Origin of the sequence: Sphaerochaeta associata (assembly GCF_022869165.1) — a bacterium.
Lineage (GTDB): Bacteria > Spirochaetota > Spirochaetia > Sphaerochaetales > Sphaerochaetaceae > Sphaerochaeta > Sphaerochaeta associata.
Genome location: NZ_CP094929.1, coordinates 1,003,122 through 1,016,525, shown reverse-complemented (window position 1 = coordinate 1,016,525; position 13,404 = coordinate 1,003,122). Strand labels below are relative to the sequence as shown.

Below are 13,404 nucleotides of genomic sequence, written 5' to 3'. Positions count from 1 at the left end.
ATTGGTCAATTTCTATAATAGTGAGAAAAGCAGGGAGACACCGAATTTGCCATTGTCCATATCGGCATCAAAGAGCTTGTTCACTTCCTGTGCATTCTCAAAAGTGTAGAGCGTATCAAGGGTGTAGTTCAGGCCCAGCATCAGACTGCCGAGATTGAAGTCAACCGTTGCACGATAAGCAACAGGGGATTTGATGAAAGCATCACCAAAGTTCTGCCAAGTTCCTACAGTGGAATTGTCGCTTGCAATTACCTTGGCCTTACCAGCGTCGTCAATCAAGACACGGAAGCGGGGTCCCAAGCCAAAGCCAAGACGAGCAAACCCAAGCAGGTCGAGGGAGATGCCGGCTGTGGTCAGGGCGGAAATCTCAGTGTAATCAACACCGCTGACAGTGGTATTTGCAAAAGTTCCAACTACATCGACTTCGGCAATAAGAAGCTTGATTCTTACATCGGCACCGATGGTGTAGTTTTTAAAATCCCCAAGACCGGGCCAAAAATCCTCGTTGTCCATGTCTGTCTTGATTTCACCAAGATTCTTGTTGTACTGCGCAGTAGCACCAAGACTCAGATCAACGATTGCAGCACTGAGGGCTGCAGGAAGCAAAACACACACGACAAGCAATGTTACCAAAAACTTTCTCTTCATATCGTACCCCTTTTTGCCAGTTTTCCTGCCATATACGCGATTGTGTTCTAAATCTAGAACATTTTTAATGCCAACGCAAGGGAAAGAGTTCCCTTTTCTATTGCAAAAGCGCCCCACCATGCATCAGAAGCCAACACTGAACCTACTGTCTCCTGACTTTCCATCAAATACCGCAATTTCACGCCGATTGGACCTATCTCGGTTCCAATTCCCGCCTGCAGATACACCGGACTCTCCCAAACTGCTTCGCTGAAGGTTATATCCTCGGCATCGGCCTTGGCTCCATGAGGCAAAGCATAATATGCACGTGAATCGGCTGTATTGGTCGGGACGTATGTCACGCCCACACCTGCACCGAGTTCCAGCGCAATCAAGGAACCGACAATTGGAAGGCTCAAAGAACCCATGCCGATCATCAACACCCCTGACTCATCCTTTGTACACTCAATCGGGAAAATCATCGCCTGAGCCTGAATGAAGGCAAATCGGGCACTGATCTCTCCACCGAACAACCAATTATCCGGATTTTCCATGCCCAATGAGAAATCGGTCCCTTCATCAGGTGAGTAGGCGGCTCCAAACCCAAGACTGACGTTCAACAAGCTCCTTGCTCCAACGGAGACAGGAAGCAAAACACATAGGATGACCAACACGGCCAGAGACTTGTTTCGCATGTGGTGTAGTTACTCCTCATCTCTATAACAGCAATCGAATACTGATTACTACAAAAGAATGAGGAATTCTTTGTTGAATTCTTGTACTATTTTGCTATAACTTCACAAAGTATCGAGTTCCCGCTTCCAAAGCGTATAGGAAGCATCGCTGCTCATACGCCAATCCCCACGGGGTGAGAGGGCGAGAGAGCCGATTTTCGGCCCGTCCGGCAGACAGGATCGCTTGAACTGTTGGCTGAAGAAGCGGCGATAGAAAGTCTTCATCCAACGAAGTATGAAAGCATCATCATACTCGCCGGCAAAGGCAAGGGAAGCCAAGCGATAGACCTTTTGCGGACCGAAACCCCATCTGATGGCATGGTAGAGAAAAAAGTCGTGCAATTCATACGGTCCGACGATGTCCTCGGTCACTTGCATGATGGTTCCATCACTGCTGGCCGGCAGCAGTTCAGGGCTGACCGGAGTAGCTGCAATATCGAGCAGAACCTTTTTCAGCTCTGGATCGCTCTGAGAGGCAACATGCTTTACCAGGTGACGGACCAACGTCTTGGGAACCGATGCATTCACCCCGTACATCGACATATGATCACCGTTGTAAGTCGCCCACCCGAGAGCGAGCTCGCTCAGGTCGCCGGTACCAACCACCAAGGCATTCAATGAATTGGCCAAATCCATCAATATCTGGGTCCTCTCGCGGGCCTGACTGTTCTCATAGGTGACATCCAACACCGCCGGATCATGACCGATATCCTTGAAGTGCTGCCTGACAGCCTTTGCAATGGAAATGGTTTTCAGCTCGACTCCCAAGGCCTTGGCAAGCTGTACTGCATTGCCTTTGGTACGTTTGGTAGTCCCAAAACCGGGCATGGTCACAGCCACTATGCCACTGCGATCCAGAGACAACAAGTCGAAGGCCCGTACACAGACCAATAAGGCCAGTGTTGAATCGAGTCCACCGGAGAGCCCCACCACAACCGATTTGGATTGGGTGTGGGCAAGCCTCTGCTTCAAGCCAAGGGCTTGGAGCATCAGAATCTTTTCACAGCGCTCGCTGCGGTTTGCTTCATCGGAAGGAACGAAGGGAGCCTTATCGATAAAACGGGTAAGACTGCAGGTACCGACCTTCCAAGAGAAGGAGATCGTTCGGTAGGCACTCCTATCCGCGTTGAAGGTCTGCATCCTGATGCGTTCGAGTGCAAGCTTCTGTACATCGATCTCGGTTATCAACAGCGTATTGGAAATTCCATACGACTGGGCAAGCTGCAAACCGTTCTCGTAGATGAGATTATGCGGAGTAAAGACCAAGTCCGTCGAAGACTCGCCCTCTCCGGCATTGCTGTACAAATATGCACACACGAGCTTGGCGCTCTGACCGGCAACCAGGCTTCGTCGGTACTCCTCCTTGCCCACCAGCTCATCACTGGCAGAGCAGTTGGTGATGACTGTAGCTCCGGCCAAAGCGTATCCTATGCCGGGCGAGTCGGGTACCCATAGGTCCTCGCAGATTTCACAGGCCAGGACAAACTCACGAATCTCAACGTTCTGAAAGAGCAAGCGAGTACCGAACCACACAGTCTGTCCAAGGAGGGTAATTTCACGGTTACCATCTCTTGGGGTGCAGAACCATCGTTTTTCGTAGAACTCCTGATAATTGGGCAGATGCTGCTTGGGCACTACACCAAGGATTACTCCCTTGTGAACCACCACGGCACAGTTATACAAATTGCCTTCGACGACCAAGGCGGAACCGAAGACCAAGAGAAGTTCACAATCCTTGCTCTCTTCGACAATAGCAGCAACAGCCTCAAGACACCCGGTTTGCAGTGATTGCTGTAAAAATAAATCGGCACAGGTATAGGAGCTGGTAACCAATTCCGGAAGAACGAGGAGACGTACCTGCTCTTTCTCGGCTTGACGCATAAGCTGCAGTACAGTTTGGGTATTGAACAGACAATCGGCAACCTTGACCTGGGCGGAGGCTACAGCACATTTGATAAACCCGTCTTTCATTCTCAGTTCTCCCTGCGGTCGAGGACTACCACCACCTCATGGTGGAACGTTTGGGGGTAGAGATCAAACACCCTGACCGTAGTGACAGTGTAGCCCTCGGAAGCAAACCGTTGCAAGTCTCGTGCAAGCGTAACGCTGTTGCAGGACACATACACGATACGCTGTGGCTTCCAGGAAGCAATCAAGGAGGGTACACCCTGATCAAGCCCGGTACGAGGAGGGTCGACCACCACCGTATCGACGCTGGGGTATTGGCGCTTGGCCCACACCTCTACGGCATCGGTGTAAAACTCACAGTCGCCGAGATGCTTTTTCGCCAACTGAAGGCATTGCTTCTGCCGTTCGACTGCGACAATCCTTCTACCCGGTTGGGCAAGAAATGCACTGAAGGTACCTACCCCGCTGTACAGATCCATGACCGAGGTGCCTATGGCCTTGTCTGCCACATACTCACCTAGAGCGGCTGTCAGGTACCTGTTTGACTGGAAGAACACTTCGCTTGTCACAAAGAAGCGCTTTTCCCCTACCGTAATGTCAATCTCCTTGTCCAAAAGAGATACTTTACGCTCGGAAGCAAACGCAGGGACTTCCAGATACCTGCTTTTTCCCCCGCGATTGGCAAACATCAATTTTCTGGCTGCTTCAAACAATGGCTTGGAATCTGAAAGCAGGGCATTAAGCTGCCCTGTCAATATTGGACAGCTTTCGATGCGTACCAAGCTTGAAGACTTGCGCTGGAGAAATCCAACGTGTTTATTGGATACGTCCACATGAAATCGGACACGGTTTCGATAGTTCCAAGCAGGACCGGTCACCGTCGGCTCAAGGTGGTAGGAACCTCGTTCCAAACCACCCAATCGACTGAGGTTGTCCACTACGATTTCCTGTTTGCATTGAGCCTGATAATCGGCATCGGCATACTGGAAGTCACAACCACCGCAGATACCCCAGTAGGGACACGCAGGTTGTACACGATGCTCGCTCGCCTCAACAAGTGCATCGACAGAGGCAAGGTTATAGCCTCCCTTCGTCTGTTCAAGGGAGGCTTCAACCACCTCGGACGGCAGTGTTTGCGCAACAAAGACCTTCTTTCCATCCTCTCCGATGGCAAGACCGTCTCCTCCGCTGATAAGCTTCTCAATGAAGAGGCGCATCACACAACTCTTCAATATACGTGGCGATGACTGCCATACCCTGCTGCCAGAAACCAGGATCGGCAAGGTCGATATCAACCAGGGAAGCTACTTCCCGGGCACTAAAGCTTCCGGTTGCTGCGAGCAATGTCTTGTATTGATCGGGGAATGAAGAGCCGGCATGCCTGCTCTTCTCGTACAGCCCCAAGGCAAACAACTGGCCGAAAGCGTACGGGTAGTTGTAGAAGGAGAAATCAGAGGAGTAATAGTGGCCTTTGGCCGCCCACATGTATGGGTGGTACTCCACCAAGCCATCGCCATAGGTCCGCTTCTGGGCTTCCTCCATGATTGAACACAGCTCGCTTGCCGACAACTCTCCTTCAGGTCTTCTTGCGAAAACCTCCGATTCAAAGTAGAAGCGGCTGAGAATGTCGATGCATACCTGGGTTGCATCCTGGACGAACTGCTCAACCAATGCCAACCGCTGCTCTGACGAGCTTTCAGCAAGAGCACCCTGAAATACGAGGAACTCGCTGAAAATTGAGGCTGTTTCCGCCAGTGTCATGGGATAGGTCCTCTTCAGGTTGCTTTTGGGAAGCACCACCGAGTCATGCCATGCATGACCCAGCTCATGAGCCAGGGTCGAGACCCCGCTGTAGGTGTAGTCGAAATTCGAAAGGATCCGGCTTTGCCTGGCAAGGGGAAAAACGGTATCGTAGGCTCCGCCCACTTTCCCGTTTCTGCTTTCGGGATCGATCCATCGGGCCTTAAAAGCGTGGTCGGCAAAAGCACCCATCTCTTCAGAGAAGGTGGAGAACTGCTTGACGATGAAGGCATGAGCTTCGTCGTAGGAGAAATGGCTCCCTTCTTTTCCCACCGGAGCGAATAAGTCATAGAAACTGAGGCCGGGAAGACCGAGTAACTCGGCTTTTCTTTTCAAATACTTGCGAAAAAGCGGAATACTTTGTTCGAGAGTGGAAATTAATGCGTCAAGAATCGGTCTATCGATGCGTGACTCAAAGAGAGAACGGTCCAAAGGAGAAGTGAAACCCCGCATCTTGTCCAGCGTCAACGTCGTCCCCTTCACTCCGTTCAGAGCTGCAGCGAACGGCACTTCATAAGCCTTCCAGAGAGCAAGCTCCTTTTCGAACGCACGCCTACGGACATTGCGGTCGGCATTCGTGGCATCGCTGCGCAATTGCACGACGGTTTTATCCGTCTTTTCATCCCACTCAGTATGGATACTCGATCCCATGGACTCCTGGAGTCGGGAGAAAGCATCGGTTCCAGAGCGAGCGAGGTCGCTGGCAAGGGCCTCCAATTCAGGAGCCATTTGGTGCTTCTGCTCTTGTAGCAGTTCATGCAGGGGGAATCGATACTCTGCAAGGTCTCCGCCTTGACTCGTCCGCTTCGCAACCTCCTCTTTCCGCGTTGCCAAATAGTTGAGAAACAGCACTTCCAGGTGTTGCACTACCAGAGAGGCTTCCTCAACTTGGCTCACCGCCTTGAGAAAAAGTGGATTCGAAGTATCAGTGGTAAGGCAGGCGGAACTGTATGCGTTGAGGTTTTCCAAGTAGTCGAGTACCAGCTCATAGCGCTCGATATTCGCTTTCAAATCGCTTGAATCGGTACCGAGGCTCTCCTCCAATGCCTTTGATTCGGCTACAACAATACGAAGATCGGATAAGAACTCCTTGCTGTCACAGCCAGGATAAATGGGAGTGAGGTCCCATGTGGGTAAGGTTTTCACGCGCAACTCCTTCTAAAGGTTCAGATCGTACTCTGCAATTTTATTGATGAGGGTGCGGCGGCTGATGCCCAACTCCTCGGCCGCCCGGGTGCGGTTGCCCTCCCAGCGGTGCAGTGCACGGATGATAGCATCGATTTCCACGTCTTTCAGGCTCTTCGCCTCAGCATCGGAAAGTTTTGGTTCATCCTTGGACTGGGTATGCAGCGAGACTGAACCCCGCAGGTCCAGATCGTCACTTTGAATCTCATCACCGCTGGAGAAAATGACAGCCCGCTCCAATATATTCTCCAGTTCCCGTACATTGCCATAAAACTCATGACTGCAAAGCAAAGCCAAGGCATCGGCTGAGAAACCGGTAACCTTATGGCCCATTTGACGGTTGAGCCGTTTCAGGATTCCGGCAGCCAGCAAGGGGATATCCTCCCTGCGCTCCCGTAAAGGAGGTATGACGATGCGTACGACATTGAGGCGATAGAACAGGTCCTCACGGAAGACTCCATCACGGACACGTTGCTCCAAGTCCTTGTTTGTAGCGGCAATAATGCGGGCATTGATCGGCATGGCGGCAGTACCGCCAAGTCTGGTAATTTTCCTGTCCTGCAAAACGCGAAGGATTTTCACCTGCAGCGAAAGCGGCATATCACCGATTTCATCGAGGAAAAGCGTTCCACCGCTGGCGAGCTCGAACATTCCCGTCTTACGAGAAGCTGCACCGGTGAATGCCCCTTTCTCATATCCGAAGAGCTCGCTTTCCAAAAGATTTTCAGGAACTCCCCCGATATTGATGGCCACAAAAGGACCATCCTTGACCGGGCTGGAAGCATGAATCTCCCGAGCCACAACCTCTTTTCCGGTGCCGCTCTCTCCAGTGATGAGAACGGTGGAGTTGGTATCGGAAATTTTACCGATCACATCCTTGATGCGCTTGATCGAATTACTTTCACCGACAAAAATCTGTTTGTCCTCATCGGTATTGTTCCGTGTCTCACTCTCAACCAGGTTCTTCAAGTGCTGGGCTTCCACCAGCTTTTTCAGGCGGATGACCAACTCCTCAGGATCGAAGGGTTTAACGATATAGTCCTGGGCGCCTTCCTTGAGGGCACAGACTGCATCGGTGATCTCCCCGTGGGCGCTGATCATAATGATCGGCATGCGAAACCCTTCACTGCGAATCCAGCTGATCAAGGAAAGACCATCCATGCCAGGCATTTTCAAGTCTACAAGACATGCATCATAGGCAACTTCAGCCAACATGCGTTGAGCAGACAAACCATTCTCTGCACAATCACTGTCAATGCCGTCCAGACTCAGATAACGATGCATCAGGTCCCGAATATTAGGCTCATCATCAACAATCAATATCTTCATTTCTCATCCTTTTCAACCAGTTTCACCGGATGGAGGGACCGCGGGAGAATGACCTCCGCCACCGTCCCGCCTCCTTCACGTCCATACAAACGAATATTTCCGCCCCGGGCTTTTACAAATTGCCGACTGATGGATAGGCCGATGCCCGAGCCATGTATTTTCGTGGTAAAGAAAGGGTCGAATATCTTTTTCGCGTCACCAAGGCGGATTCCCTCCCCCCTGTCCATGACAAAAATATGTACAAAATTCTTCTTATCGGTGGTAATGCGCACTTCCACCTCGGGATCATGATCAGTTGTGCTTTCCACTGCATTCTTGAGCAGGTTTTCAAAAACCGATCGAGCCCGGTCGCTGTCTATGACAATCTGAACCCTCTGCTCGCTGAAGAACCGTATCGGCTTGTCAAAACACTTGATCAGGGAGGTGAACAGCTCCGTCAGGTCCACAGAGACCGGTGTGCCAACCGGGTTGCGTAAGAAGTCACTGACTTTGTTGGTTAGCTGGGTGAGACGCTGAACCTCCTGCTCAATCAGAATCAAGTCATTGGTATGCTGCTTGGGAAGTGTCTTCTTCAGCAAAGCCAGTTGAATCGTGATGGCACTGAGTGGATTCTTGATCTCGTGGGTCAAGGTTCGGGCAGCCTGCCCGAGATTGACCAGACTCTCCTGTTTGGCCAATGCATCGCGATACCTGCGGTTGTTGCGATAGATGCTGAGCACCAACAGAAACAGGCTGATGAGGGTGAAGGTGGAGATGATGCCGATGACCATGATCACCACGAGGCGGTGGTGATAACGCTGTCCATCGAAATGGAGGTACAGGACATCGGGGAAATCGATGGGAGTGGGCAACAGCCCGCTCTCGGTAAGGGTCAGCTCCCCGGTATCGAGGAGAATGGTGAGGCGACTGAACCGGATGTACTCGATCATCCCGGTTTCCCGGTTGTACGTTGCAATTCCCGTATTGGGATTACTCTTGTTCAGGGCATCAAGAGAGGTGGAGAAGCGGGCAAGGGGGATGGTCATGGGAACATTACCAAGACTGAGCACCTTGCGTCCCATCGAACTATACACACCGATACCGGAGATATTCTCGTCCTGCATGGTTTTCAAAGCTTTTGTTGTACTGTCCTGCAACGCAAGGAACACGGAATTGAAGGCCCGTTCGGCCTCGCTTTGCATCCGAAGCTGCTCGCGTTCCAGAATGGCTGTGGTCAAGAAAATAACGAGTGCTATGAGTACGATGAAAGCGAATGCAAGGCTGGTTATGACAATGAAGGGCTCCCTTGCATCCACAATCATCCATCGAGTTCGTTTAGCGTTCAACCGTATATCCCCCGCGCATCCTATTCATAATTGAGGGCATCAATCGGATCGAGACGGGAGGCTTTCATCGCTGGATACCACCCGAAAAAGACACCGACAAACATGGAAAAGCCCATTGCAAGTATGAACGAGGCGTAGGATAAATGCAACGACCAATCCATCAGGTTGGTCACCGCATAACTGAGCAGCGAACCCAAGGCAACACCAAGCAGGCCGCCGAGAATCGTCAAGGTGAGAGCCTCTACAATAAACTGTCCACGGATTACGCTGGGACTTGCACCAAGGGCCTTGCGGATGCCGATTTCCTTGGTTCTCTCTGCTACGGAAACGAGCATTATATTCATGATGCCGATGCCACCCACCAACAAGCTGATCGCGGCGATGGCTGCAAGGAATGCACTGAAGGTTCCTGTAATCTGATTGGCCATCTCGGCCAGCGAGGCCGGACTGAAGAGATTGTAGCCATCGGTACCGACGATATCGTCCAAGTACTCGGTAACCCGGTCGGAGACCTCGATGGTATCATATCCATCCATTACCTTTATCACGTACGCGCCTACCCCACTGGTTCTGAGGAATCGCTGGCCATAGGTGTTGTAGGGTATGAAGACGGTATTGTCGTACGAAAGGTTGAAGGTGGCATCCTTGGCTTCAAGAACACCGACAACCAAGTAGCTTTTCGCCTGGTTTCGGAACAAGCTCACATATTGACCTAGTGCTTCCTGCTCAGAGAACAAGGTCTCTGCAACCGACGAACCCAGCACCACCACCTGACGGCGGTTGATGTTGTCCATATCACTGAAGAAGGAGCCTTCTGCGTATTCAAGGTTCAATACATTGCCATAGTCGGAAAGAACTCCTGATACTGATGCGTTCATGGACTCCTTGCCATAGCGGACACGAGCGCTGCTGTTGTTCTGCGGCAACACCGTCTGCAGCCCCTCAACGTCGCGAATGAGCATATCGGAAAACTCCTCGGTAAAGGTTCCGGTAGTACGTTGTCCATAGGATGGATAAATGGTGATCATGTCCAAGCCGCCGACGGCAATGCTCTCGGTGATGCTCTGTGAGGCACTTTGCCCGATGGTGAGTATCGCGACCACCGAAGCAACCCCGATGACAATACCCAACAGGGACAGGGCCGTCCTCATCTTGCTGCCGCGCATGGCACTGAATGCAAGTTTTATGTTTTCAAACAGCATGTTGCTCCTCCAACCTTCCGTCCCTGATACGGATCTGCCGATGGCAACGCATGCCCAATTCACGGTCATGGGTGACAAAAATCACAGTACGACCTTCGCTGTTCAACTCCTCAAAGAGCTCCATGATCTGGTTCCCGGTCTTGGTATCCAACGCTCCGGTCGGCTCATCCGCCAAAAGAATCGTCGGGTTGTTCACCAGGGCCCGGGCGATGGCCACCCGCTGCTTCTGGCCTCCGGAAAGTTCATTCGGTCGATGGTACAGGCGGTCGGACAGTCCTACCCGCTCCAAGGCATCCATTGCTTTTTGTTTACGCTCACGCACCGACATTCCGCCGTACAGCAAGGGAACGATGACATTATCCAAGGCTGTCAGCTTGCCCAACAGGTTGAACTGCTGGAAGACAAAGCCGACTTTTCGGTTCCTGATGTAGGCAAGTTCGGTTTCGTTGAGACCGGCGGTATTCTCACCGTCGATGTCGATCAGGCCACTGGTCGGGGTGTCAAGGCATCCGATGAGGTTCATCATCGTCGATTTGCCGCTTCCCGAGGGTCCCATGATCGAGGTGAACTCACCGCGCTTGATGTCTACCGTCACCCCGTCAAGGGCTTTGACTACGAACTCCCCCATGACATAGTAACGCCTGACATCCTGCAGCCGTATTACACTCTCAACCATATTAGAACATCCTCACTGCAGGGCCGCCCATGGCGGCAAAGGCTCCGGCGGAGGTGTCGGTACGCCTGATGACAACTGTATCTCCTACTTTCAAATCGCCATTGAGAAGTTGGCTGATGCCTTCACCCAAATATTTGACAGTCACAGGAACCCTGACGGTGCTTCCATCGGCAAGCTTCTTGGTTACGGTGCTGCTGCCTCTTGTGGTTGTCACCGCCGATTGAGGAAGCAGTACAAGCTTTGTTTCACCCTCGCTGGTGATCGAACCTTCAAATGTATAGCCTGGAGCGACGGAGGCCGGGGGATTGGCGATGGTCAGCTCGACATCCATGACTCCGATGCCTTGGTTGGTGTACCGGCCGAGCATGGGAATATAGGATACTTCTGCATCGATTGAAGACTCTGAATACGAGTCAAAATAGAGTACGGCCTTCTGGCCGAGCTGTACGTATTGCATGTCAATCTCATCGATTTCCACTGTCGCCTTCAACCGTGAGCGGTCAATGATTGTCATCGCCGATGATCCTGCGTCAAAATAGTCACCGACACTCACGTTTACTTCGGCAACCACTCCGTCGAAGTTGGCGATTGCCTTGGTATAATCGAGACGGTTCATTGCCGATTTCAGCCGAAGCTCGGTCAGCTCCAACTCCCGTTGACTTCCGGTAAGTTGGATTCGTTCCAATTCCGCCTGCAAATTGGCAACCTCATACAACTGGCTGGTGTTGTCCAAGGCGATCAGAACGTCCCCCTTCTGCACCCGGTCGCCTTCCTTGACGTAGACATCGGTGACAGCACCGGCCGCTCGAAGGATGACCTTCTGGATTTCAATAGGCTCCACATACCCGGACAAGTCGATGGTGGTGGAAAATACATTCTCGTACACCTTCGCTTCCACTTCCTTCACAGCCGATACCTGCTCTTTCTCCTGAGCCCATGGAAATCGATTGTTCTCTTTGTAAAAGGTGTAGACGTATAGCCCGAAGACAATAAGGGCAAGAATTATAAAGGTGGTGATGAGACGCTTGACCCGTTGCTTGCGCAGCTTCTTGCGTAGTTGATTTCTTACTTGGTGTTCGGTATTGAGTTCGTTCGAAGTATCGTGCATGGAATCATTTCTCCCTTAGATTTGCAGTGTGCGGATTTGGTTTTCCAGTTTCAGTCCATCCAACAAGGTGGAAGCCAATGTATAGGCATCCATTTCGACCGTAAAGGCAGCGTCATCAACATCCGCTTTGGTGGCAAGTCCCTTCTCAAACAGGGTTTGCTGTTGTTTCAACAGTGCCAGATTATACTCCATCGACTGTCTCTGCAAGGCATGCGTCATGTTCCAGGCAGCAATATTGCTCTCAAGTGCAGCAGCATTCTGCAAATACTCATTGAGGGCTGTCTGGTAGGCAAGGTTGGCGATAAGAACCTCATTTTCCAACTTCTGCAAGGTCAGGGCATCACTGGCGAGTGTGGGATTGTTGTTCCAGGAGCCGGAAACAGAGAGTGAAGGGGAAAAACCGTTTGTGGAATAAGTATAAGTGCCGCTTAATCCAGCTTTTGCAGAGAAATTCTTTGCCTGCAATGTAGCTGAGGCAGAGACCGACAAAGCATCTGTCGCAGAGGATGAAACCGAGGAAGAAACTCCCCCATTCAAGACCAAGCTCTTATTGGTAAACTCAGCCATCTTCAATGCAAGCTCTTCCTTGGCCAGATCCAAATCGAGGGCTTTCAAGGAAACACTGCTGTTGCCACTGGGATTGGAAGCAAAGGAAAGATTCGGCTGTGCAATATCCTCCACCCCTTCCCAGGCAAAGCCTGCAAGGAGGGTGAACTGGCGAAGCAGGAGTTCCCTGGTTGCCTGAAGATTGGTCAGGGTTGCCTCTTTCATTTTGATAGTTTGCTCCTGGGCCTGATACACAAGGCTTTCCTTCCGGATCAACTTCAGCGAGAGATTCTGCTCCAAGCTCGTTTTCAAATCGGCAAGCTCTTTCTGTGTCTGTTTGATCGACTTCTCATTCTCCAACAGCGAATCTATCTGGGTGTAGATACTGGTGGTGAAATTCAGCTTGCTTGACTCATAGGTACTGAGAGCCAGCACTTCGGTCTGACGATTGAGTAAAGACTTCTGGTTGTCTGCAGTATAGCCATAGGTAAGGGTGTGGCTGACTCCTAATGCTGGATTTATATAACTTGTACCCGTAGTGAGATTGGTACTCATCGAACCTGTCGATACTATAATGGTAGTTTTCTCATCATTAGGTAGAGTAAAAGTAGCCTGCAAACCTCCTGCCTGAGCACTTCCTGCTGATAACTTGTACGCATTAGTTGTAGCATCGTACTCAGCTTCTATGTTTGTAGCTGCTATGGCGATACCCAGCTCATCCTCAACCTGATTGAGCCCGATGGTGAGTAACGTTTTCTGCTTGGAGTACTCCAAATCCTGCATGCTGGTGCTTTTGGATAATGCTTGGGCTATCAAGTCCTGAAGGGGAAGAGCCATCAGGGGAACTGTTGTGGCAAATACCAGAAGGAGTACCGCCAAACGTCTGTGGTTGTGCATATACATCTATATACGCTCCTCGTATATTCGGTTAACTACCCTACTATCGTACATTCTGAAGGCTGAC

The 13,404-nt window shown here is 51.2% G+C and carries 11 protein-coding genes; all 11 read right to left on the bottom strand.

The genetic code is table 11. The features are described from left to right. Nucleotides 1-12: 12 nt before the first annotated feature. On the bottom strand, nt 13-648 hold the full coding sequence (locus MUG09_RS04695; RefSeq protein ID WP_244773941.1) for a hypothetical protein: 636 nt from the start codon (nt 646-648) through the stop codon (nt 13-15). A gap of 53 nt (nt 649-701) precedes the next feature. Next, the gene (locus MUG09_RS04690; RefSeq protein WP_244773940.1) at nt 702-1,322 is read right to left on the bottom strand and encodes a hypothetical protein; all 621 of its coding nucleotides are present in this window, start codon (nt 1,320-1,322) and stop codon (nt 702-704) included. A gap of 102 nt (nt 1,323-1,424) precedes the next feature. Continuing rightward, nucleotides 1,425-3,332, bottom strand: a complete 1,908-nt coding sequence (locus MUG09_RS04685) for an NAD(+) synthase (protein WP_244773939.1) — start codon at nt 3,330-3,332, stop codon at nt 1,425-1,427. A 2-nt stretch (nt 3,333-3,334) separates the two neighbouring features. Then, the gene (locus MUG09_RS04680) at nt 3,335-4,486 is read right to left on the bottom strand and encodes a class I SAM-dependent RNA methyltransferase (protein ID WP_244773938.1); all 1,152 of its coding nucleotides are present in this window, start codon (nt 4,484-4,486) and stop codon (nt 3,335-3,337) included. Beyond that, nucleotides 4,470-6,215 carry a M3 family oligoendopeptidase gene (locus MUG09_RS04675; RefSeq protein WP_244773937.1) on the bottom strand — a complete coding sequence of 582 codons (1,746 nt, stop codon included), beginning with the start codon at nt 6,213-6,215 and terminating at the stop codon, nt 4,470-4,472. Before MUG09_RS04675 ends, MUG09_RS04680 begins: the two co-directional genes overlap by 17 nt. 12 nt (nt 6,216-6,227) lie before the next feature. Continuing rightward, entirely contained in the window at nt 6,228-7,583 is a 1,356-nt protein-coding gene (locus MUG09_RS04670) for a sigma-54-dependent transcriptional regulator (RefSeq protein WP_244773936.1), read from the bottom strand. Further along, complete coding sequence (locus MUG09_RS04665; RefSeq protein ID WP_244773935.1) at nt 7,580-8,908, bottom strand: sensor histidine kinase; 1,329 nt, start codon at nt 8,906-8,908, stop codon at nt 7,580-7,582. The genes MUG09_RS04670 and MUG09_RS04665 overlap by 4 nt, the downstream gene beginning before the upstream one ends. A gap of 20 nt (nt 8,909-8,928) precedes the next feature. Continuing rightward, nucleotides 8,929-10,110, bottom strand: a complete 1,182-nt coding sequence (locus tag MUG09_RS04660) for an ABC transporter permease (RefSeq protein WP_244773934.1) — start codon at nt 10,108-10,110, stop codon at nt 8,929-8,931. After that, nucleotides 10,100-10,786 (bottom strand): ABC transporter ATP-binding protein, encoded by a 687-nt coding sequence (locus tag MUG09_RS04655; protein WP_244773933.1) that lies wholly within the window; start codon nt 10,784-10,786, stop codon nt 10,100-10,102. Before MUG09_RS04655 ends, MUG09_RS04660 begins: the two co-directional genes overlap by 11 nt. A gap of 1 nt (nt 10,787) precedes the next feature. Beyond that, nucleotides 10,788-11,894 (bottom strand): efflux RND transporter periplasmic adaptor subunit, encoded by a 1,107-nt coding sequence (locus MUG09_RS04650; RefSeq protein ID WP_244773932.1) that lies wholly within the window; start codon nt 11,892-11,894, stop codon nt 10,788-10,790. Nucleotides 11,895-11,909: 15 nt separating this feature from the next. Further along, nucleotides 11,910-13,337 (bottom strand): hypothetical protein, encoded by a 1,428-nt coding sequence (locus MUG09_RS04645; RefSeq protein WP_244773931.1) that lies wholly within the window; start codon nt 13,335-13,337, stop codon nt 11,910-11,912. Nucleotides 13,338-13,404 lie beyond the last annotated feature (67 nt).

Excerpts from the sequence above, each read along its gene's own strand:
- MUG09_RS04655 (WP_244773933.1), bottom strand. The coding sequence starts at position 10,786 with ATGGTTGAGAGTGTAATACGGCTGCAGGATGTCAGGCGTTACTATGTC.
- MUG09_RS04660 (WP_244773934.1), bottom strand. The coding sequence starts at position 10,110 with ATGCTGTTTGAAAACATAAAACTTGCATTCAGTGCCATGCGCGGCAGC.
- MUG09_RS04645 (WP_244773931.1), bottom strand. The coding sequence starts at position 13,337 with ATGCACAACCACAGACGTTTGGCGGTACTCCTTCTGGTATTTGCCACA.
- MUG09_RS04690 (WP_244773940.1), bottom strand. The coding sequence starts at position 1,322 with ATGCGAAACAAGTCTCTGGCCGTGTTGGTCATCCTATGTGTTTTGCTT.
- MUG09_RS04650 (WP_244773932.1), bottom strand. The coding sequence starts at position 11,894 with ATGCACGATACTTCGAACGAACTCAATACCGAACACCAAGTAAGAAAT.
- MUG09_RS04670 (WP_244773936.1), bottom strand. The coding sequence starts at position 7,583 with ATGAAGATATTGATTGTTGATGATGAGCCTAATATTCGGGACCTGATG.
- MUG09_RS04680 (WP_244773938.1), bottom strand. The coding sequence starts at position 4,486 with ATGCGCCTCTTCATTGAGAAGCTTATCAGCGGAGGAGACGGTCTTGCC.
- MUG09_RS04695 (WP_244773941.1), bottom strand. The coding sequence starts at position 648 with ATGAAGAGAAAGTTTTTGGTAACATTGCTTGTCGTGTGTGTTTTGCTT.
- MUG09_RS04685 (WP_244773939.1), bottom strand. The coding sequence starts at position 3,332 with ATGAAAGACGGGTTTATCAAATGTGCTGTAGCCTCCGCCCAGGTCAAG.